The organism is Lysobacter sp. Root916 (genome assembly GCF_001429785.1).
Lineage (GTDB): Bacteria > Pseudomonadota > Gammaproteobacteria > Xanthomonadales > Xanthomonadaceae > Lysobacter.
Genome location: NZ_LMJF01000012.1, coordinates 280,830 through 301,112 on the forward strand (window position 1 = coordinate 280,830; position 20,283 = coordinate 301,112).

The following is a 20,283-nucleotide window of genomic DNA, read 5'->3' on the forward strand; positions in this document are numbered from 1 at the left end:
CCGCTCGGTTCTGGGCCCTCTCCCGCCAGCGGGAGAGGGGTTGGGGTGAGGGCCCGGCGCAAGCGAGCATCCCGAGATCCGTGACCTCGTCTCGAGCATCCAGGTCCCCTCCCACACCCTCAACACACAAACCCGCAAAACTCTGGCTATAGTGTCCCGCCGCCAGGAGCGCACCCCCCGGATGCCGGGAGCCCCTCACAACGCGGCCACGCAATGGTTCGGCCCGGCTTTCGAGCGGCTGCACCCGCTGCTGCAAGCGCTGCATCGCAGCGGCGGCAGCCTGAGCGGCGAAGTCGCGATCTCCACCGGCAGCGGCCTGGCCGGGCGCCTGGGACGGCGCCTGGCGCGACGCTTGGGCATCCCCCTGGATCGCCCGCGTCGCGGCTTCCAGGTGCGCATCGTCCACGACGGCCAGGCCATGCACTGGCGCCGCCGTTTCGACGACGGCAGCGAACTGGTGTCGACATTCCGTCCGGTCGGTCATTACCCCGACGGACACTGGCTGGAACACACCGGCCCGGCCCGGCTGCGCCTGGGCGTGGACCTGGCCGACGGCGGCTGGCGCTGGCGCCTGCGTTCGGTCGCCCTGCGCGGCCTGCCGCTGCCGCGCTTCCTGTTCCCGCGCACCGACGCCTACAAACGCATCGAGGACGGCGACCGCTATCGCTTCGCGGTCGCCTTCTCCCTGTTTCCCCTCGGCGAACTGCTGCGCTACGAAGGCGCGCTGCACGCCATCCCGGCCGATCCGGCCGTCAATGTCGAAAGAGTGGCTACATGACCGACCGCATTCCCTTGCTAATCGATACCGACCCGGGCGTGGACGACGCGCTGGCGCTGCTGATGGCGTTCAACGATCCGCGCCATGAACTGGTCGGCCTGACCATCGCCGCCGGCAACGTCGGCCTCAAGCACACCGTCGCCAACGCGCTGAAGCTGTGCGAGGTCGCCGGCGTCGAGGTGCCGGTGTTCGCCGGCGCCGCCGCGCCGCTGCTGCATCCCTCGCCGGACGCGGGCTACGTGCACGGCCAGGACGGCTTCGGCGATGTCGGCTACGAACCCGCGCGCCGCCAGGTCGAGGCCGAGCACGCCGCGCTGGCGATCCTGCGCCTGTCGCACGAGCACGCCGGCAAGCTGCTGCTGGTCGCGCTGGGGCCGCTGACCAACATCGCGCTGGCGCTCAAGCTGGACCCGACCCTGCCCGAGCGCGTCGCGCGCTTCGTGGTCATGGGCGGCGCGGTCACTTGCCGCGGCAACATCACCCCGGCCGCCGAGTTCAACATCTACTTCGATCCGGAGGCCGCGCACATCGTGTTCGAGGCCTTCGAGCGCATCGAGCTGGCCGATTGGGAGGCGGTGATCGCGCACGGTTTCCTGCACGACGACGTGGTCCAGTGGCTGCAGGCCGACAGCGAGCGCGCGCGCTTCTACGAGCGCATCTCGGAGAAGACCCGGCTGTGGTCGGCCGACCGCCGCGGCGCCCACTGGCATGCCGCCGACGCCCTGGCGATGGCGTTCGCGCTGGAGCCGGAGGGCGCGCTGGAGGTGTTGGACCGGGCCCTGGCGATCGAGCTGGAGGGCCAGCACGGCCGCGGCGCCACCATCGTGGACTGGCGCGGGGAGGGCGCGGCCCCGGCCCGGGTCGCGATCCTGATGCGCTACGACCAGGAACGCTTCCAGGGCCTGATCCGGGGGGCGTTGGCGGCTGTTTAGACCGGGGCTTGCCTCGGCCGCGGAGGGGCGGCTATAATGCCGCTCTTTCCCGCATCAATTTGTGAGTGCCATGAAGGCAGGTATCCATCCCGAGTACCGCGACGTCGTTTTCCAGGACGTCACCACCGATTTCCAGATCGTGACCCGTTCGACCCTGTCGAGCAAGGAAACGGTCAAGGTCGACGGCACCGAGTACCCGCTGATCAAGGTCGATATCTCCTCGGCCTCGCACCCGTTCTACACGGGCAAGCACAAGATCATGGACACCAGCGGTCGCGTCGACAAGTTCCGCAAGCGCTACGCGCAGAAGTAATCGCGTCGCCAGGTTTCGCGCACAACGGCTGCCCTCTGGGCGGCCGTTTGCGTTTGGGTCGCGTCGGTCGCCGGCCCCGTCTCATGGCCGCCGCATCGCCCGCGTTCGCGGCCGTCGCCGGCGGCGCCAGACGGGCGCCTGCTGACGAATTCCGCGCGCCGGCCCGCGCCGCGATCGACCCCGCCGGCGGAACAGCCCGGCCCGTCCTCGCGACCAAAGTCAGAGCCGGTGCTCCATGCCGGTGTGCGATAATTCAGGCACGCGGCGAGTCCGCGATTCCCTGTCCCCACCTCGCCCGCGGCCATCCCTGCGCGGCGCAGACATGAGGAGCTGTTCGTGTCCGGTACTGATAAGTCCGCCCCTGAAAAAACCGCTGCTGAGAAAGCTGTCCCGAATAAACCCGGCTTCGACCAGGTCACCCTGGCCGCTGGCGACAAGAGCGTGACCCTTCCGGTCCAGCACCCGGTGCTCGGTGCCTCCTGCATCGACATCGCCAAGGTGCCGAAGGAAACCGGTCTGTTCACCTACGACCCGGGCTTCACCGCGACCGCCAGCTGCAAGTCGGCGATCACCTACATCGACGGCGACGAAGGCGTGCTGCTGTACCGCGGCTACCCGATCGAGCAGCTCGCCGAGAAGTCGAACTTCCTCGAAGTCGCCTATCTGCTGATGAACGGCGAACTGCCGACGGCCAACGAATTCAGCAAGTTCGAGCACGAGGTCACGCATCACACGATGATGCACGAGGCCTTCCGCACCTTCCTGTACGGCTTCCGCCACGACGCCCACCCGATGGCGATGCTGGTCGGCATGCTCGGCTCGATGGCGAGCTTCTACCACAACGAACTCGACCTGGAAGATCCGGAACAGCGCCGCCTGGCCGCGATCCGTCTGATCGCCAAGGTGCCGACGATCGCCGCCGCCTGCCATCGCTATTCGATCGGCTGGCCGATCCGCTATCCGAAGAACAGCCTGGACTACACCACGCGCTTTCTGCACATGCTGTTCGAAGTGCCGAGCGAGCCGCTGGAGCTCAATCCGGTCGCAGCCAAGGCCATGGACCTGCTGTTCATCCTGCACGCCGACCACGAGCAGAACGCGTCGACCTCGACTGTGCGCCTGGTCGGTTCGACCGGCGCCAACCCCTACGTCAGCGTTGCCTCCGGCGTCGCGGCGCTGTGGGGGCCGGCGCACGGCGGCGCCAACGAGGCCGTGCTCAAGATGCTCAACGAGATCGGCCGCCCGGAGAACGTCAAGGCCGCGGTCGACAAGGCCAAGGACAAGGAATCGGGCTTCCGCCTGATGGGCTTCGGCCACCGCGTCTACAAGAACTACGACCCGCGCGCGGCGCTGGTGCGCAAGATGACCCACGACGTGCTGGGCGCGCTGGGCGTCAACGATCCGCTGCTGGAAGTGGCGATGAAGCTGGAAGAGGCGGCGTTGCAGGACGAGTACTTCGTGCAGCGCAAGCTCTATCCGAACGTCGACTTCTATTCCGGCATCATCTACAAGGCGCTGGGTATTCCGGTCGAGATGTTCACGGTGATGTTCGCGATCGCGCGCACCGCCGGCTGGGTGTCGCATTGGCTGGAGCAGCAGAACGATCCGGAGAACAAGATCGGGCGTCCGCGTCAGATCTATACCGGTCATGGCGTGCGCGATTACGTGGCCAGCGACAAGCGCTGAAGCCGCATCGCAGCGCATACGAAACGCCCCGCTTAGTGCGGGGCGTTTTCGTTATGGGGTATGGCGATAGCAGGATGGGCGAGGATTCGCTTTTGCCTCGCCTTAGGCTCCCTCCTTTGGAAAAGGAGGGCTGGGGAGGATTTGCTGTTGCTTTGCTTTGCGTCTGTTCTTCACGGAAGTCAAAGGCTTCCGCGCGCTGCGCGCATGGGTCACTTTCTCTTGCTAGCCCAGGAGTCCGTCTGGATTCCCTTCGGTCAAAAGTAACCAAAGAGAAGGGCTAGCGTGACCTCCCCTGCGGGTTCGGGGCTGGCGCCGGGATTTCTCGATAGGACATCCCTGTCCTATCGAAAAACGGCGCGCGTCCTGCGCGCCGCCCTTCGGGTCTACGGGTGTCTGTGTGAGTGCGGTGCTTTTGGACTTCAATGCCGCGGCAACGGCAACGGCGTTAACGCCATAGCCCGGCCTTTTTTTGCCGTCATCCCCGCGAAGGCGGGGATCCAGTGACTTCAGCGCGCAGTTGGAGCGCCGACGTAGTCGCGCGTGCTCGGCGGCAGGCGTCGATGTTGCGTCTCCGCATCTCACGGCAAAGCAAATCCCCCTCAATCCCCCTTTTTCAAAGGGGGAAGACGAGCGGGTGCGAGGGGCGCGCGGGCGAACCGCACCATCGCGCCCGCTCGCTGCTCACTCCTCCACGCTCACTCCTGCCTCAACCCCTCGTACCCCGCGATCTCCTCGTCCGCCAGCAACTGTCGCAGCTGGGCGGCCGAGGCGCGCTTCATCGGCTTCTCGTCCACGCCCGACAGCGGGGCCTGGCGCAGCACGTCCAGCGGCAGCACGGTCAGGTCGAAACTCAGATCTTCGGCGCTGAAGATCCAGACCGGGAAGTCGTCGCTGCGTTCGCGATCCAGGCGCAGGCGACGGCTGCGCGCTTCGGCCGGGATGCCGTGCTGGTCGAGGAAGCGCGGGGCGGCGTCGGCGTCGTCGCTGTACAGCTGCAGCGCGACCGGGCTGCGCGCGTCGGCGGTGCCGTCCAGGACCGGGCCGACCAGGCGCGGTTCGAACGCGGCGAAAAACTCCATCGCGCGCAGCGCGGCTTCGCGGCGCTGGCGCAGGCCGGTCGCGTTGTCGCGCTGGAACAGACGCTGGTACTCGCGCAGCGCGTCCTCGATCTCGCGATTACGCGGCAGCGAGGCGTCGTCGAAGATGCCCAGGCGCTCGGCGGCCTTGAGCTTGGCCTGGTGGTAGTCGCGGATGCCGCCCTCGGCCATCAGCCGCGCGGCCTCGTGGGCGAGGCGGTGGCGGCGTTCGCGGGTGCGGGTTTCGGCGTGCTGCTGTGCGTGCTGACGGGCGTGATGTGGCATGACGACCTCCGCGGCGGGCACGGCGTCGGCGAGGGGACTCGCCGCGGCCGGCGACGCGTGCCGGCGGTTCAACGCTATCACGCCGATGTGGTTTTTCTCATCACATCGGCGCCGGAACGGTGGACGCCCGCGTCGGGGCGGGCGTCCGTTGCGGATCGGGCTCAGAAGATGTCGAAGGACTCTTCCGACGGCGCGGCTTCGGCCGGGCCGTAGTCGACGTAGGACTGCATCTTGTCCAGGTCCTCGGCCTTGACCCATTCGGTGATGCCGCCGCCGCCGTCCGGCATCAGCGCGCCGTTGGCGCCGACCGAGACCTTGACCATGCCCTGCGGCGGTTCGTTGGGGGCGATCGGCTTGTCCTTGAGCGCGGCGCGCATGTAGTCGATCCAGATCGGCAGCGCGGCCTTGCCGCCGTATTCGCGGTAACCCAGCGACTTGTAGTTGTCGCGGCCGACCCAAACCGTGGTCACCAGCGGGCCGCCGAAGCCGGAGAACCAGGCGTCGCGGTGGTCGTTGGTGGAGCCGGTCTTGCCGCCGATGTCCTCGCGGCCGAGCACCTTGGCCGCGGTACCGGTGCCGCGCAGGACCACGTCGCGCAGCATCGACACGATCTGGTAGGCGATGCGGTCGTCGATCGCGCGCGGCGCCATCACCAGGTCCGCCGGCGGCTTGGCCGCGGGCTTGGCCGGCTCGGAGGCCTTGGCGCTGGCCTTGGGATCGGGCTTGGCCTCGCCTTCGGGGCCGAAGTTGAAGCCGTCGACCACGGTGCTGGAGCGCACGCTGGTGCCGGGGCCGCGGCCGCCGCATTCCGGGCAGGCGGTCGGCGGCTTTTCCTTGAACACCACCGCGCCGGCGCGGTCCTTGATCTCGTCGATGAACCAGGGCGTGATGCGAAAGCCGCCGTTGGCGAAGGTGGCGTAGCCGCGGGCGACCGACAACGGGGTCAGCGAGGCGGTGCCCAGCGACATCGACAGGTTGGGCGGCAGCTGTTCGATGTCGAAGCCGAAGTTGGCGATGTACTTGCGCGCGAAGTCGACGCCCATGGCGTCGAGCAGGCGCACCGAGACCAGGTTGCGCGACTGCACCATGGCTTCGCGCACGCGCATCGGGCCGGCGAAGTTGCCGCCGTCGTTCTGCGGGCGCCAGATATGGCCGCGACGGTCGCGGAACACCACCGGGGCGTCGAGCACGATCGAAGCCGGGTTGTAGCCGCGTTCGAACGAGGCCGCGTAGACGAAGGGCTTGAAGCTGGAGCCGGGCTGGCGGCGGGCCTGGGTGGCGCGGTTGAACTTGGCGCCGGCGAAGCTGAAACCGCCGGACAGGGCGCGCAGGGCACCGTTGGACGGTTCCAGCGAGACCAGCGCGGCCTGCGCCTGCGGCAGCTGCTCCAGGCGGTAGCCCAGCGGCGCGCCGACCACGGGCGGGGCCGCCGCGACCACGGCGTCGGGGTTCTTGGGGTCGGGTTTGGGCGCCGGCGGTTCGATCCGCTCGATCCGGACCAGGTCGCCGCGCTTGACCAGGCTGCCCGGGCTGCGGCCGCCCCAGCCCTGGTTGGGCGCCAGCGTCACTTCGCTGCCGTCGGCCAGGGCCAGGCGCGCGCCGCCGCCCTCGTTGCCGAGCACGATCGCGGGCAGCAGGCCGGCCTGGGCCGGAATCGAGCGCAGGCGCTGCTTGGCGGTGGCCGCGTCCTCGTTGGCGGCCAGGTCGAAGTGCTGCTCGACCCCGTGCCAGCCGTGGCGGCGGTCGTAGACCTTGAGGCCGTCGCGCACCGCCTTGTCGGCCGCGACCTGCAGGGTCGGGTCGATGGTGGTGGTGACGTGGTAGCCCTTGGTCAGGGCCTCGGCGCCGTAGCGCTCGATCATCTGCTGGCGGACCATTTCGGCCACGTAGGGCGCGTAGACCTCGACCGGGCGTTCGTGCGGGGTGGCGTGCATCGGCACCGCCTTGGCCTGGGCGGCCTCGGCGGCGCTGATGTACTTGAGTTCGGCCATGCGGTCGAGGATGTAGTCGCGGCGTTCCTTGGCGCGCTCGGGGTTGCTCAGCGGATTGCCGCTGGACGGGAACTTGGGAATGCCGGCCAGGGAGGCCATTTCGTCGAGCGCAAGCTCGCTCATCTTCTTGCCGTAGTAGAACTCGGCGGCGGCGCCGACGCCGTAGGCGCGGTTGCCGAAGAAGCTCTTGTTCAAGTACAGCTCGAAGATCTCGTCCTTGCTCAGCTCGCGCTCCATGCGCATGGCCAGCAGCATTTCGCCGAGCTTGCGCTTGTAGCTGTATTCCGAGCTCAGGAAGTACTGGCGCGCGACCTGCTGGGTGATGGTGGAGCCGCCCGGGACGCGCTTGTCGTCGGTGGTCGCGAGCAGCCAGACGGCGCGCCCGATGCCCTTGTAGTCGATGCCGTGGTGCTTATAGAAGCGGGCGTCCTCGATCGAGATGAAGGCCTGCTTGAGCCGCAGCGGCACGTCCTCGATCGCCACCGGGTAGCGGCGGGTCTCGCCGAACATGGCCATCAGGCGGCCGTCGGCGGCGTAGACGTACATCGGCTCCTGCAGCTCGATGGTGCGCAGGGTCTCCACGTCCGGCAGCTTGGGGGCGATCAGGTAATACAGGGTGCCGGCGGCGATCACCCCAAGCAGGGTCAGGCCGGCGAACGCATACAGCGCCCAGCGCAGAAGGCGGCGAAGACGGGGCATCGAAGCGGGTTCCGATTGCGGGTTGTAGTGGCCGTGGAGTATAGAGGAGCGGGGACACGGACCGCCCCAGGGGGCAGGCGGCCGGTGATTTCCGCTAAGGCCGTTACGCAAAAAAGGCGGTCTAGGTTGGCATTCCTGAAAGAAATGGTTGCCAGCCTGTGAAAAGTCCGTTATCTAAGGCGGGGCCACACGAAGTGCGCGTAAGCGCTTGTGGCATGGGGAGAAAACAGTGGGCGTCATCACAAAAAGCCAGCCGGCCCTCGTCGGCGTGGATATCAGTTCGACCGCAGTGAAGCTGTTGCAGCTCTCCCGAGCCGGCAACCGCTACCGGGTCGAGCATTACGCCGTCGAGCCGCTGCCGCCGAACGCCGTCGTCGAGAAGAACATCGTCGAGGTCGAGGCCGTGGGCGAAGCGATCAAGCGCGCGGTCGCGAGGTCCGGGACCCGGGCCAAGCACGCCGCCGCGGCGGTGGCCGGGTCCTCGGTGATCACCAAGGTGATCCCGATGCCGGGCGACCTGGACGGCGAGGAACTCGAGTCCCAGGTCGAATTGGAGGCGGTGAACTACGTGCCGTATCCGATCGAGGAAGTGAATCACGACTTCGAGGTCCTAGGCCCGATGCCCAACAGCCCTGACATGATCCAGGTGCTGCTGGCCGCCTCGCGCTCGGAGAACGTCGAAGTGCGCGCCTCGGCGCTGGAGATCGGCGGCCTGACCCCTCGGGTCATGGACGTCGAAGCCTTCGCGGTCGAGAACGCGTTCGCGCTGATCGCCGACCATCTCAGCACGCCGCGCGACGGCATCGTCGCCCTGATCGACTCAGGCGCGACCATGACCACGCTCAACGTGCTGCGCAACGGCCGCAGCCTCTACAGCCGCGAGCAGGTGTTCGGCGGCAAGCAGCTCACCGACGAGGTGATGCGCCGCTACGGTCTGAGCTACGAGGAAGCGGGCCTGGCCAAGCGCCAGGGCGGCCTGCCCGAGAGCTATTCGGCCGAAGTGCTGGAGCCCTTCAAGGAAGCGATGGTGCAGCAGGTCAGCCGCCTGTTGCAGTTCTTCTACGCCGGTAGCGAGTTCAACCGCGTGGACCAGATCGTGCTCGCCGGCGGCTGCGCCTCGATTCCCGGCATCGCCGAGATGGTCGAGGAGCAGTTGGGCGTGCCCACCATCATCGCCAATCCGCTGGCGCACATGACGCTCGGTCCGCGCGTGCAGGCGCACGCGCTAGCGCAGGACGCGCCGGCGTTGATGATCGCGTGCGGCCTCGCCCTGAGGAGCTTCGACTGATGGCACGCATCAATCTTCTCCCGTGGCGAGCCGAACGCCGTAAACAGCGGCAGAAAGAGTTCGTCACCATGATCGTGGCGGCCGTGTTCGGCGCCCTGGTTCTGTCCGCGCTGATCGTCATGTTCTACAACGGCCAGATCGACGGTCAGAACAACCGCAACAACTACCTCAAGGACCGCATCACCGAGGTCGACAAGCAGATCAAGGAGATCGAGGAGCTCGACAAGAAGAAGTCGAAGCTGCTGGCGCGCAAGGAAGTGATCGAGCAGTTGCAGTCGAACCGTTCGCAGATGGTCCACTTGTTCGATTCGCTGGTGCGCACGATCCCCGATGGCGCGGTGCTGACCGCGATCAAGCAGGATTCGGACACCCTGACCCTGGAAGGCCGCGCGCAGTCCAACGCCCGCGTCAGTACCTATATGCGCAACCTCGAAGGCTCGGGCTGGATGACCAATCCGGACCTGTCGATCATCGAGGCCAAGGGCACCGACAAGGGCCTGCCGTACGAGTTCAAGTTGCAGGTCAAGCTGGCTAACCCGAACGCGCCCAAGGACGAGAACGGCGACGGCCAGCCCGATGCTCCGGTCGCTGGCGCCGACGCCGCGACGGCCGACGCCGCTGCGGCCAGCGCGACCGCTCCGGCCGCGACGCCCGCCGCCGCGGCGCCTGCCGCGAATGCTCCGGCCGGCGCCGCCGCACCGGCGGCGATCGCTCCGGTGGCTCCGGCAAGCCCGGCCGCCGCGCCCGCCGCCGCACCGGCTCCGAGCAACGCTCCGGGCGGCGTCCCGACGCCGGTCCAGGAACAGCCCGCAGCGGCTCCGGCCGCAGGCAACAACAAGGGGGCCGAATCGTGAGCCAGAAGAAGATGTCGCTCAAGGACCTCGACTTCAACAACATGGGGTCGTGGCCGCAGCAGGCCAAAATCGGCTTTTGCGTGATCATCGGCCTGGTGATCGTGGGCCTCGCTTGGTACCTGTTCGTCAGCGACAAGCGCACCCAGCTCGAAGGGCTGGAACGCACCGAGAACGACCTGCGCGCCGAGTTCGAAACCAAGCAGGGCCGCGCCGCCAACCTGGAACCGCTGAAGCAGCAACTGGTGCAGATGGAGCAGCAGTTGCAGCAGATGCTGCGCCAGCTGCCGAGCAAGACCGAAATGCCCGACCTGATCGTCGACATTTCCCAGACCGCGCTGGCCACCGGCATCACCAACGAGCTGTTCCAGCCCGGCCCGGAGCAACCCAAGGACTTCTACGCCGAGAAGCCGATCGCATTGCGCATGGTGGGCACTTACCACCAGTTCGGCGCCTTCGTCAGCGGCGTGGCCTCGCTGCCGCGCGTGGTCATCATGACCATGCACGACATCTCGCTGCGTCCGCGCGGCGCCGCGGCCGGCGACAAGACCGCGGTGATCACGCCCAACAGCCCTCTGGAACTGGCCGGCACGGTCAAGACCTACCGTTACCTGGACGAAGAAGAAGTGTCGGCGCAGGAAAAGGCCAACGGCGATCCCAATGCCGCGGCCGCGCCTGCCGCGCCCACTGGCGACAAGAAGGAGGGCGGCTGATGCGTACGACATTCAACGCGGGCGCTCGCGGCCGTCTCCTGATCGCGGCGACGATGCTGCTGGCGGCCACGGCCTGCTCGCGCGGCATCACCAGCACGCCGGGCGACGCGCCGAACCTGGAAAAGTGGATCGCCGAAGTCAAGGCGCGTCCGGCGCCGCCGCTGGACCCGCTGCCGGTGATGCAGCAGTTCGAAACCTTCGAATACGCCGCGCAGACGCTGCGCGATCCGTTCAGCAACGCGTTCACCGACCAGGGCGGCGGCAGCGGCCCGCGTCCGGACTCGACGCGTCGCAAGCAGACCTTGGAGCAGTTCCCGCTCGACAGTCTCGACATGGTCGGCACGCTCGGCCGCGGTCCTGGGGTGATCGCCCTGGTGATGGCGCCCGACAAGGTGACCTATCGGGTACGGCCGGGCGCGTACATGGGCCAGAACGACGGCCGGGTGACCAGCGTGTCCGAAGACCGGATCGAGCTGGTGGAACTGGTGCCGGATGGCGCGGGTGGTTGGCTGGAACGTCCAGCCACCGTGGCGTTAGAAGACAATTGATTGGGGGATAGCACGATGACCGTATTCAACGCCAAATGCTCGCGGCCGGCCCGGCGCCCCTTGGCTTTCAGCACGCGTAGCGCCGGCCTGGTGGTCGGCCTGCTCGCGGGACTCAGCGCCGCGCACGCCGCGACGCCGGCGTCCGAAGCCGCGGCACCGGTCGCGGCTCCCGCCGCGCCCGTGGTCGCTCCCGCGCACAGCCTCGACCCGGCCAAGCAGCTGCCGGGCGCGATCTCGGTCGCGAACATCGATTTCAAGCGCGGCGAAGGCGGCTCCGGCAAGCTGATCCTGAAGTTCAGCGGCGACGGTGCCGCGCCCGACCTGCGCAACCAGGGCTCGAGCGTGATCATCAACGTCGGCAACGCGCAGTTGCCGGCCGCGCTGCAGCGACCGCTCAACGTCACCGACTTCGCCACCCCGGTGCAGCGCATCGACGCGCGCGCCAGCGGCAACGGCACCCAGTTGGTGCTCAACACCAACGGCGGTTTCGAGTCGCTGGCCTACCAGACCGGTCGCGAGTACATCGTCGAGATCGTGCCCAAGTCGGCGGCCGCGGCGTCCAGCCGTGCGGTCGGCGCCAGCACCATCAGCAGCACCACCGATGCCAGCAAGCGCGGCTACAGCGGCCGTCCGGTGACCTTCAACTTCCAGGACGTGCCGGTGCGCACCGTGCTGCAGTTGATCGCCGAAGAGTCCAATCTCAACGTGGTCGCCGCCGACACGGTCCAGGGCAACGTCACCCTGCGCCTGGTCAACGTGCCCTGGGACCAGGCCCTGGACATCGTCCTGCAGGCCAAGGGCCTGGATAAGCGCCGCAGCGGCAACGTGGTGTGGATCGCGCCGCAGGCCGAGATCGCCAAGTACGAACAGGACAAGGAAGACGCGCGCATCGCGCTCGACAACCGCGTCGATCTGGTCACCGAATACATTCAGGTCAACTATCACAACGCCGGTGCGATCTTCAAAGCGCTGACCGATGCCAAGGGCGTCGGCGGTGGCGGTGGCGGTGGTAGTGGCGGTCAGAACCAGAGCGAGAACGGCTTCCTCTCGCAGCGCGGCCGCCTGGTCGCCGACGAGCGCACCAACACGCTGATGATCAGCGACATCCCGAAGAAGGTTCAGCAGATGCGCGAACTGGTTCGGGTGATCGATCGCCCGGTCGACCAGGTCGTGATCGAGGCCCGCATCGTGATCGCGACCGAATCGGTCTCGCGCGAGCTCGGCGCCAAGTTCGGCATCAGCGGCAACAAGGACAACTCCTACTTCAGCGGCAACCTCGACGCCAACACCGCGACCCGCAACTCGCAGGTCGCCGCCGATACCGCCTACGCCAACGCCTTCCGCGACTGGCTCAACGGCGGCTCGGTCGGCAGCCCGCCGGTGCGCACCCTGGGCGCGATCACCCGCGGTCTGATGACCAACCTGGGCGTCGACAACCCGGCCGGTTCGCTGGCGCTGTCGATCCTCAACGCCGGCTACCTGCTCGACATCGAGCTGTCGGCGATCCAGGAAGAAGGCCGCGGCGAAGTCATCTCCAACCCGCGTGTGGTTACCAGCAACCAGCGCGAAGCGGTGATCAGCCAGGGCCAGGAAGTGGGTTACGTGACGATCTCTCCGCAGCAGGGCGGCAACAACACGCCGATCCCGAACGTCCAGTTCAAGGACGTGCTGCTGGAGCTCAAGGTCACCCCGACCATCACCAATGACGGCCGCGTGTTCCTGAACATGGCGGTCAAGAAGGACGAGGTCGACGGCCAGCTCAACACCTCGATTGGTCAGGTGCCGATCATCGCCAAGCGTGCGGTCAACACCGCCGTGCTGGTCGAAGACGGTCAGACCGTGGTGATCGGCGGCGTGTACGAGTTCCGCGACCGCAGCGACATCACCAAGGTGCCGTTCCTGGGCGACATCCCCTTCCTGGGCAACCTGTTCAAGAAGAAGGGCCGTTCCAAGGAAAAGGCCGAGCTGCTGATCTTCGTCACCCCGAAGGTGCTCAAGGTCGCGCAGCGCTAAGCGCCCGCCGCCGCAGCCGAAATACGCGAGAGGGCCTACGGGCCCTCTTCGCGTTTATGGAGCCGGGCGGACGGCCGGGAACTGAACGTGCCATCGGTTGGGTGAACCCGGGCCGCCAAGTTCGGTCAAAATCGGACCTCGCCCCGCGTCGGACCCTCGATGGATACCCCCGAAAGCCTCGCCGGCCCTGCGCCGGACCGTACGCCCGTCCTCCCCGACGCCGAGTTGGCGCGTCTGCACGACGCCTTCCGCGGCCTGCGCGAGGCGCTCGCGGCCGAGATCGTCGGCCAGGCGGCGTTGATCGAACGCCTGCTGATCGCCCTGCTCGCCGACGGCCATCTGCTGGTCGAGGGCGCGCCCGGTCTGGCCAAGACCAGCGCGGTGCGCGCGCTGGCGGCGCGCCTGGAAGCCGACTTCGCGCGTGTCCAGTTCACCCCCGACCTGCTGCCGGCCGATCTCACCGGCACCGAGGTCTGGCGCCCGCAGGACGGCCGCTTCGAATTTCAGCCCGGGCCGATCTTCCATCCCATTCTGCTCGCCGACGAGATCAACCGCGCCCCGGCCAAGGTCCAATCGGCCTTGCTGGAGGCGATGGGCGAGCGCCAGGTCACGGTCGGGCGCGCGACCTACGCGCTGCCCTCGCTGTTCCTGGTGATGGCGACCCAGAATCCGATCGAGCAGGAAGGCACCTTTCCCCTGCCCGAAGCCCAGCTCGACCGCTTCCTGATGCACGTGCGCATCGGCTACCCGGAAGCCGCGGCGGAAGCCGAGATCCTGCGCCTGGCGCGCGAGCGCGCGCGCGATTCGCTGCGGGCGACGGCGCCGATCGAAAACCGGATGCCGCTGACCGACGTGTTCGCGGCGCGCGCGGCGGTGCTGTCGCTGCACGTGGCGCCGGCGGTGGAGCGTTATCTGATCGAACTGGTGCTGGCCTCGCGCGACGCCGCGCGCTACGACGGCGCGCTCGCGCGCCGGATCGCCTGGGGCGCGAGCCCGCGCGGCTCGATCGCGCTGGAGCGCTGCGCACGCGCGCACGCCTGGCTGGCCGGCCGCGACTACGTAACCCCGGACGACGTGCGCGCGATCGCGCCCGAGGTCCTGCGCCATCGCATCCTGCCCAGCTACGAGGCCACCGCCGAAGGCTGGGACGGCGATCGTCTGGTCGCCGAGCTGCTGCAGCGCGTGCCGCTGCCCTGATGGTCGGGAGCGCGCGTTCGTGATTCGCGATCGAGCCCTGCGGGGCGACGCATGAGCGACGGCATCGTCCCCAGCCTGGCCGAGCTGGTCGCCTTGCGCGCCGCCGTCGGCGGCCGCCGCAACGCGCGCCTGGGCCGCCACGGCGTGAGCGGGCATGCGCTGTCGCCCCTGCGCGGGCGCGGCATGGAGTACGCCGAGTCGCGCGAGTATTCCAACGGCGACGACGCCCGCCATATCGATTGGCGCCTGACCGCGCGCACCGGGCGCGCCCATACCAAACTGTTCCAGGCCGAGCGCGAACGCCTGAGCCTGATCGTCGCCGACACCGCGCCGGCGCTGTACTTCGGCACCCGCGTGCGCTTCAAGTCGGTGCAGGCCGCGCGCGCGGGGGCGATCGCCGCCTGGGCCGCGGCGCGCGACGGCGACCGTATCGCGGCTTTGCGCGGCAGTCTGCGCGAGGCGCCGGTGCCGCCAGCCTCAGGGCCGCGCGGCGCCTTGCGCGCGCTGGACGCGCTGGTGCGCTGGTACGCGCGTCCGCCCGAGGACGACGCCGGGCTCGCGGTCGCGCTGGATCACGCCGAACGCCTGCTGCGGCCGGGGTCGCGCCTGGTGGTACTGGCCGATCCGCGCAGCCTGGCGCTGGTGCCGGAGCGGCGCTGGCCGGCGCTGGCCCAGCACCACGAAGTGATCGTGCTGCTGCTGACCGATCCGTTGGAACACGCGCCGCCGTCGTCGGCCTTGGCTTTCCGCAGCGGCGAGCGCCGGATCCAACTGGATCTGGCCGTGCCCGCGCAACGCCAGCGCTGGGCCCAGGAGTTCGTTGCGCCGGTCGCGGCGGCGCTGGAAAGCCTGCCGCTGCGCGGCGTGCGCGCGCAGGCCTTGTCCACCGACGCGCCCAGCGAGTCCTGGTTGCCTTTGCTGGGCCGGGCGCGGCCGCTGGTGGCGTGATGGCCGATCCGACCCTGCTGCTGCGCGATGTGCACGACAGCGCGACGCCCTCGTGGTGGCCGCCGGCGCCGGGCTGGTGGATGGTGTTCGTCGCGGTGGCGCTGATCGCCGCTGCGGTGTGGTTCCTGCGCGCGCGCCGCCAGCGCAAGCGGCGCACGGCCGAGCGTTTGTTCGACGACGCGATCGCGGCCGCGGCCTCGCCGGCGGCGCAGGTCGCGGCGATGTCGGAACTGCTGCGCCGGGCCGCGCGCCGGCGCGACGGCGCGGCCGATCGTCTGCAGGGCGAGGACTGGCTGGCTTTCCTCGACCGCGGCGCGAAGTCGCCGCAATTCGTCGAGGCCGCGGGCCGGCTGCTGCTGGACGGCGGTTTCCGCCGCGACGTCGATCCCCTGCATGTGGAAGCGCTGCGCGAGCCGGTACGCGCGCGTTTCCTCGAACTGATGGGCGTGCGCTGATGGACGCGCTGATGCGCGCCCTGAGCGATGCGCGCGATGTGTTCGCGTGGCCGTGGTGGCTGCTCGCCTTGCCGCTGCCGTTGCTGGCGCGCTGGTGGCTGCCGGCGGCGCGCGATGGCTCGGCGGCCTTGAAGGTGCCGTTCGGCGAGCGCCTGGATGCGGTCGCCGCGGTCGGCGGCCACGGCCTGCGCGGGCGCGGCCCAGGCTGGCTGATGTGGGCGGCGTGGGTCCTGCTGTGCATAGCCGCCGCGCGCCCGCAACAACTCGGCGACGCCGTGCAACCGCCGCAAGTGGGACGCGACCTGATGCTGGCGCTGGACCTGTCGGGCAGCATGCGCGAGCCGGACATGGAACTGGGCGGGCAACCGGTGGACCGCCTGACCGCGGCCAAGGCCGTGCTGTCGGATTTCCTCGACCGACGCGTCGGCGACCGCGTCGGTCTGCTGGTGTTCGGCCGGCGCGCCTATGCCTTGGCGCCGCTGACCCTGGACCGGGCGACCGTGCGCGACCAACTCGCCGACAGCGTGGTCGGCCTGGCCGGCCAGGAGACCGCGATCGGCGATGCGATCGCGCTGGCGGTCAAGCGCCTGCGCACGCAGCCGGCCGAGCAGCGCGTGCTGATCCTGCTCACCGACGGCGTCAACACCGCCGGCGCGATCGAACCCAAGAAGGCCGCCGAACTCGCCTCGGCCGATCAGGTGCGCGTGCACACCATCGCCTTCGGCGGCGACGGCGCCCTGTCCCTGTTCGGCATCAAGCTGCCGATGCCGGGCGCGGGCGACGACATCGACGAGACCACCTTGCGCGCGGTCGCCAAGCAGACCGGCGGCCGCTTCTTCCGCGCCCGCGACACCGCCGAGCTGGCCGGCATCTACGCCGAGATCGATCGCCTGGAGCCGATCCAGCGTCCCGGCCAGGCCGTGCGTCCGCGCATCGAGCGTTACGCCTGGCCGCTCGCGGGCGCGTTCGCGCTGGCGCTGCTGGCGTTCGCGCTGCAGGGGAGGCGACGCGCATGAGCGACTGGTTGAGCGGCTTGGCGAGCGCGTTCTCGCACTTGCATCTGCTGCGCCCGCACTGGCTGTGGGCCTTGCTGGCGCTGCCGCTGCTGGCGTTGTGGTGGCGCGCGCGCCGACGCCGCGCCAACGCCTGGCGCGATGCGGTCGATCCGCATCTGTTGCCGCACCTGCTCGAGTCCGGGCAGGACCGCCGCACGCGCTACGGCGTGTGGCTGGCGATGCTCGCCGGCGTGCTGGCCGTGCTCGCGCTGGCCGGCCCGAGTTGGCGCCAGACCGAACAGGCGCTATGGCAAAGCCGGGCACCGCTGGTGATCGCGTTGGACCTGTCCAGCGCGGCGCTCGCCGCCGATCTGCCGCCTTCGCGCCTGGCCCAGGCGCGCGCCAAGATCGCGACTCTGCTGCGCGAGCGCGACGGCGGTCAGGTCGGCCTGGTCGTCTATGCCGGCGACGCCTACACCGTGGCTCCGCTGACCGACGACGTCGCCAACGTGGCGCTGTTCCTGGACGCGCTCAATCCCGATGTGATGCCCGTCGACGGCCAGCGCGGCGATCGCGCGATCGCCTGGTCGGCGCGCCTGCTGCGTCGCGCCGGCTTCGAGCGCGGCGACATCCTGCTGCTCAGCGACCACAGCGATGCGCGCACGCGCGCGGCCGCGGCGGAGGCGGCGGGCGAGGGCTATCGCGTATCCGCGCTCGGCCTGGGCAGCGTCGCCGGCGCGGCGATCCGGCGCGGCGATGGCAGCATCGTCGGGGTCAAACTCGATCCCGGTTCGCTGCGCGATCTGGCCGCGGCCGGCGGCGGCGCCTATGCGGCCGTGGTCGGCGGCGACGAGGATCTGCAGGCGCTGGGCGTGCTCAAGCCCAAGCCCACCGACGCGACCGCGGCCAAGGGCGAGAAAGGTCGGATCTGGCAGGACGAAGGCTATTGGCTGTTGCCGCCGCTGCTGCTGCTCGCGCTGTTCGCGTTCCGTCGCCGTGGCGGCGCGCTGGCGGTGCTGCTGCTGTGCGCATGGTGGCCGCTGCAACCGGCGCGCGCGGCAGAGCTGTGGCAGCGCCCCGATCAGATCGAGCACAAGCGCATGCAGGAAGGCAGCCGCGCCTACCGCGGCGGCGACTACCCGGGCGCGGCGCAGTTGTTCCGCGGTTCCGACACGGCCGACGCGCACTACAACCTCGGCAACGCGCTGGCCAAGGCCGGGCAGTACCCGCAGGCGATCGCGGCCTACGATCGCGCCTTGCGCCTGCAGCCGGGCATGCCCGACGCCCTGGCCAACAAGCGTGCGGTCGAGGCGGCGATGAAGCGCAAGCCGCCGCCGCAGGACAAGTCCAAGCAGAACCAGTCCTCGCAGGGCGGCAAGGGCCAGCCCCAGCAGCCGCAGCAGGATCCGCAGCAGGGCCAGCAGAAACAGCAGAAGCCGGCGCCGGGCCAGCAGAAACCCGAGCGCGACGAGTCCGCCTCCAAACCCGAGCAGGACCCGGCCGCCGCGGCCAAGGCCCAGGAGCAGGCCGACCGTGCCCAGCGCGAGCGCATGCAGCGCGCGCTGCAGCAACAGCCGCGCGGCGAGCAGCCGGCGCAGGCGCGCGCGCGCGGCAAGGAAACGCCGCAGCAGCGCGAGATCCGCGTCGCCAACGAAGCCTGGCTCAAGCGCGTGCCCGACGATCCGGGCGGGCTGCTGCGCGAGAAGTTCCGTATCGAGCACGAACGCCGCCAGGTCCTGGGCGAGCAAGGAGATTGACCGCGATGCCGCGCATGCCATCCGCCCACGTCCGCACCGCCGCCGCGTTCGCGCTGTGGCTGCTGCTGTGCGCCGTCAGTTTCGGCGCGATCGCGCAGCCGCGCGCCTGGCTGGATCGCGACAGCATGAACGCCGGCGAGACGGTCACGCTCAATATCGAGACCACCTCGCTCAGCGGCGCCGGCCCGGATTACGCGCCGCTGGCCAAGGACTTCGAAGTCAGCAACAACACCAGCCGGCGTTCCTTCGAGCGCAGCAACGGCCAATTCGTGACCCGCTCGCTGTACGGCGTGGCGCTGCGCCCGCGCCGCGACGGGCGCCTGACCGTGCCCGCGCTGAGCGTGGGCGGCGAGCGCACTTCGGCGCTGACCCTGGTGGTCGCGCCGGTGGCCGCGCGCGCGCCGGCGCGCGCGGGCGACGATGTCTTCATCGAGAGCGAGGCCGACGACGCCGACCCCTATGTGCAGCAGGCGGTGGGCTGGGTGGTGCGGCTGTACTCGGCGGTGCCGATCGTGGCCGGCCAGCTCGATCAGCCGGCGCCGGAAGGGGCCTCGTTCCAGCGCGTCGGCGACGATGCCCAGTATTCGCGCGAGCTCGGCGGGCGCCGCTACAACGTGGTCGAGCGCCGCTACCTGCTGGTGCCCGAACGCAGCGGCGAAGTGACGGTGCCGGGCGCGCGCTTCGAGGGCCGCGGCGCGCCCAGCTTCTTCGAGGACATGTTCGGCAGCAACGGCGACAGCCTGCGCACCGCCGCCGCCGCCAAGCGCCTGCAGGTGCGGGCGATGCCGGCCAACGCGCCGCAGCCCTGGCTGCCCTTGCGCGATCTGCAACTGCGCTACCAATCCGCGCCGCAGGACCTGCGCGCGGGCAGCGCCGCCACCCTGACCGTCGAGGTCAGCGCCGACGGCGCCACCGCCGCGCAACTGCCGGAGCTGCAGCTGCCGCCGATCGACGGCGTGCAGGTGTTCGCCGAGCCGCTGCAGTCGGACGAGAACTTCGTCAACGGCCGGCCGCGGGTCAAGCTCACGCGCAAGTTCTCATTGGTGCCCACGCGCACCGGCGATGCGCGTCTGGACGGGCTGCGCCTGGCTTGGTGGGACGTGGGCAGCGGCAGCGCGCGCACGACGCAGCTGCCGGCACTGAGCTGGAAGATCGCGGCCGCCGACGGTTCGACCCCGGCGCCGTTGCCGGCGCCGGCCGGCGCCGATGCCAAATCCGCTTCGACCGCTTCGCCGATCGCGGCGATCGCCCAGGATCCGGCCGCGCGCTGGTGGGCGCTGGCGGCGCTGGTGTTCGCGGCGCTGTGGCTGGCGACCCTGGTCTGGGCGCTGCAGTTGCGCGCGCATCCGGCGCCGGCGCGCACCGGCGCGGCGGCCTTGTCCGCGGCCACGGGGGAGGGTGCCGCGCAGCCGATACCTGGCTCGGGCCGACGCGGCTCGCTCAAGCAGGTCCTGGACAGCGGCGATTTCGGCGAGGTCGCGGCCGCGCTGTGCGCGCTCGCGCAGCCGCCGGCGGTCGATGTCGACGAACTGATCCAGCGCCTGGACGATCCTGCCCAGCGCGCGGCCTTGCAGGCCATGCAGCGCGCGCGTTGGGTCGGCGGCGACGGCCTGGCCGCGCGCGCGCAGCTGCGCGCCGCGTTCGCATCCGGCCCGCGTTGGCGTGCCGCCCCCGCGCTGTTGGCCTCGCCCTTGCCGCCGCTGTACCCGCCGGGACGGTGACCGGGCTGGTGTACTCTTTCCGGCTGACGCACCCGGG

The 20,283-nt window shown here is 69.7% G+C and carries 17 protein-coding genes; 15 read left to right on the top strand and 2 right to left on the bottom strand.

Going from position 1 to position 20,283, the window contains the following annotated elements:
- The first annotated feature begins 181 nt into the window (after window positions 1-181).
- The 4 genes from ASE35_RS10830 to ASE35_RS10845 all read left to right on the top strand — a co-directional run bounded on the left by ASE35_RS10830 (window position 182) and on the right by ASE35_RS10845 (window position 3,709).
- On the top strand, window positions 182-778 hold the full coding sequence (locus ASE35_RS10830; RefSeq protein ID WP_056179297.1) for a DUF4166 domain-containing protein: 597 nt from the start codon (window positions 182-184) through the stop codon (window positions 776-778).
- Complete coding sequence (locus tag ASE35_RS10835; RefSeq protein ID WP_057163832.1) at window positions 775-1,710, top strand: nucleoside hydrolase; 936 nt, start codon at window positions 775-777, stop codon at window positions 1,708-1,710. The genes ASE35_RS10830 and ASE35_RS10835 overlap by 4 nt, the downstream gene beginning before the upstream one ends.
- A 70-nt stretch (window positions 1,711-1,780) precedes the next feature.
- Window positions 1,781-2,023 (top strand): type B 50S ribosomal protein L31, encoded by a 243-nt coding sequence (locus tag ASE35_RS10840; RefSeq protein WP_055903860.1) that lies wholly within the window; start codon window positions 1,781-1,783, stop codon window positions 2,021-2,023.
- Window positions 2,024-2,443: 420 nt separating this feature from the next.
- The gene (locus ASE35_RS10845) at window positions 2,444-3,709 is read left to right on the top strand and encodes a citrate synthase (RefSeq protein ID WP_056179981.1); all 1,266 of its coding nucleotides are present in this window, start codon (window positions 2,444-2,446) and stop codon (window positions 3,707-3,709) included.
- Between the two features lie 695 nt (window positions 3,710-4,404).
- On the opposite strand, the gene ASE35_RS10850 is transcribed toward ASE35_RS10845, so the two are convergent.
- Together ASE35_RS10850 and ASE35_RS10855 are read right to left on the bottom strand one after the other, a co-directional pair.
- Complete coding sequence (locus tag ASE35_RS10850; RefSeq protein WP_057164027.1) at window positions 4,405-5,070, bottom strand: hypothetical protein; 666 nt, start codon at window positions 5,068-5,070, stop codon at window positions 4,405-4,407.
- 161 nt (window positions 5,071-5,231) lie between these two features.
- A complete protein-coding gene (locus ASE35_RS10855; RefSeq protein ID WP_057163833.1) occupies window positions 5,232-7,760 on the bottom strand; it encodes a penicillin-binding protein 1A in 2,529 nt (842 codons plus the stop codon).
- A gap of 229 nt (window positions 7,761-7,989) precedes the next feature.
- Between ASE35_RS10855 and ASE35_RS10860 the strand changes: the two genes are divergently transcribed.
- The 11 genes from ASE35_RS10860 to ASE35_RS10910 all read left to right on the top strand — a co-directional run bounded on the left by ASE35_RS10860 (window position 7,990) and on the right by ASE35_RS10910 (window position 20,246).
- On the top strand, window positions 7,990-9,048 hold the full coding sequence (locus ASE35_RS10860; protein WP_056179307.1) for a pilus assembly protein PilM: 1,059 nt from the start codon (window positions 7,990-7,992) through the stop codon (window positions 9,046-9,048).
- A complete protein-coding gene (locus tag ASE35_RS10865; RefSeq protein ID WP_057163834.1) occupies window positions 9,048-9,902 on the top strand; it encodes a PilN domain-containing protein in 855 nt (284 codons plus the stop codon). The genes ASE35_RS10860 and ASE35_RS10865 overlap by 1 nt, the downstream gene beginning before the upstream one ends.
- Entirely contained in the window at window positions 9,899-10,612 is a 714-nt protein-coding gene (gene pilO, locus ASE35_RS10870; protein WP_056179314.1) for a type 4a pilus biogenesis protein PilO, read from the top strand. The genes ASE35_RS10865 and pilO overlap by 4 nt, the downstream gene beginning before the upstream one ends.
- 53 nt (window positions 10,613-10,665) lie before the next feature.
- The gene (locus ASE35_RS10875) at window positions 10,666-11,160 is read left to right on the top strand and encodes a pilus assembly protein PilP (RefSeq protein ID WP_056179320.1); all 495 of its coding nucleotides are present in this window, start codon (window positions 10,666-10,668) and stop codon (window positions 11,158-11,160) included.
- A gap of 15 nt (window positions 11,161-11,175) precedes the next feature.
- Window positions 11,176-13,173, top strand: a complete 1,998-nt coding sequence (locus tag ASE35_RS10880; protein WP_057163835.1) for a type IV pilus secretin PilQ family protein — start codon at window positions 11,176-11,178, stop codon at window positions 13,171-13,173.
- A 159-nt stretch (window positions 13,174-13,332) separates the two neighbouring features.
- Window positions 13,333-14,370: a MoxR family ATPase gene (locus ASE35_RS10885; protein ID WP_082576491.1), complete on the top strand. Its 1,038-nt coding sequence runs from the start codon at window positions 13,333-13,335 to the stop codon at window positions 14,368-14,370.
- Between the two features lie 51 nt (window positions 14,371-14,421).
- Window positions 14,422-15,318, top strand: coding sequence for a DUF58 domain-containing protein (locus ASE35_RS10890; protein WP_057163836.1), 897 nt, complete (start codon window positions 14,422-14,424; stop codon window positions 15,316-15,318).
- Window positions 15,318-15,773: a DUF4381 domain-containing protein gene (locus tag ASE35_RS10895; protein ID WP_057163837.1), complete on the top strand. Its 456-nt coding sequence runs from the start codon at window positions 15,318-15,320 to the stop codon at window positions 15,771-15,773. The genes ASE35_RS10890 and ASE35_RS10895 overlap by 1 nt, the downstream gene beginning before the upstream one ends.
- The gene (locus ASE35_RS10900; protein WP_057163838.1) at window positions 15,773-16,789 is read left to right on the top strand and encodes a VWA domain-containing protein; all 1,017 of its coding nucleotides are present in this window, start codon (window positions 15,773-15,775) and stop codon (window positions 16,787-16,789) included. Before ASE35_RS10895 ends, ASE35_RS10900 begins: the two co-directional genes overlap by 1 nt.
- Entirely contained in the window at window positions 16,786-18,525 is a 1,740-nt protein-coding gene (locus ASE35_RS10905; protein WP_057163839.1) for a VWA domain-containing protein, read from the top strand. Before ASE35_RS10900 ends, ASE35_RS10905 begins: the two co-directional genes overlap by 4 nt.
- 14 nt (window positions 18,526-18,539) lie before the next feature.
- Complete coding sequence (locus tag ASE35_RS10910) at window positions 18,540-20,246, top strand: BatD family protein (protein WP_057164029.1); 1,707 nt, start codon at window positions 18,540-18,542, stop codon at window positions 20,244-20,246.
- Window positions 20,247-20,283 lie beyond the last annotated feature (37 nt).

Bases quoted from the DNA above. Each gene is read 5' to 3' on its own strand.
- ASE35_RS10880 (WP_057163835.1), top strand. From the start codon at position 11,176: ATGACCGTATTCAACGCCAAATGCTCGCGGCCGGCCCGGCGCCCCTTG.
- ASE35_RS10905 (WP_057163839.1), top strand. From the start codon at position 16,786: ATGAGCGACTGGTTGAGCGGCTTGGCGAGCGCGTTCTCGCACTTGCAT.
- ASE35_RS10835 (WP_057163832.1), top strand. From the start codon at position 775: ATGACCGACCGCATTCCCTTGCTAATCGATACCGACCCGGGCGTGGAC.
- ASE35_RS10865 (WP_057163834.1), top strand. From the start codon at position 9,048: ATGGCACGCATCAATCTTCTCCCGTGGCGAGCCGAACGCCGTAAACAG.
- ASE35_RS10885 (WP_082576491.1), top strand. From the start codon at position 13,333: ATGGATACCCCCGAAAGCCTCGCCGGCCCTGCGCCGGACCGTACGCCC.
- ASE35_RS10855 (WP_057163833.1), bottom strand. From the start codon at position 7,760: ATGCCCCGTCTTCGCCGCCTTCTGCGCTGGGCGCTGTATGCGTTCGCC.
- ASE35_RS10895 (WP_057163837.1), top strand. From the start codon at position 15,318: ATGGCCGATCCGACCCTGCTGCTGCGCGATGTGCACGACAGCGCGACG.
- ASE35_RS10890 (WP_057163836.1), top strand. From the start codon at position 14,422: ATGAGCGACGGCATCGTCCCCAGCCTGGCCGAGCTGGTCGCCTTGCGC.
- ASE35_RS10830 (WP_056179297.1), top strand. From the start codon at position 182: ATGCCGGGAGCCCCTCACAACGCGGCCACGCAATGGTTCGGCCCGGCT.
- ASE35_RS10850 (WP_057164027.1), bottom strand. From the start codon at position 5,070: ATGCCACATCACGCCCGTCAGCACGCACAGCAGCACGCCGAAACCCGC.
- ASE35_RS10900 (WP_057163838.1), top strand. From the start codon at position 15,773: ATGGACGCGCTGATGCGCGCCCTGAGCGATGCGCGCGATGTGTTCGCG.
- ASE35_RS10875 (WP_056179320.1), top strand. From the start codon at position 10,666: ATGCTGCTGGCGGCCACGGCCTGCTCGCGCGGCATCACCAGCACGCCG.
- ASE35_RS10840 (WP_055903860.1), top strand. From the start codon at position 1,781: ATGAAGGCAGGTATCCATCCCGAGTACCGCGACGTCGTTTTCCAGGAC.
- ASE35_RS10910 (WP_057164029.1), top strand. From the start codon at position 18,540: ATGCCATCCGCCCACGTCCGCACCGCCGCCGCGTTCGCGCTGTGGCTG.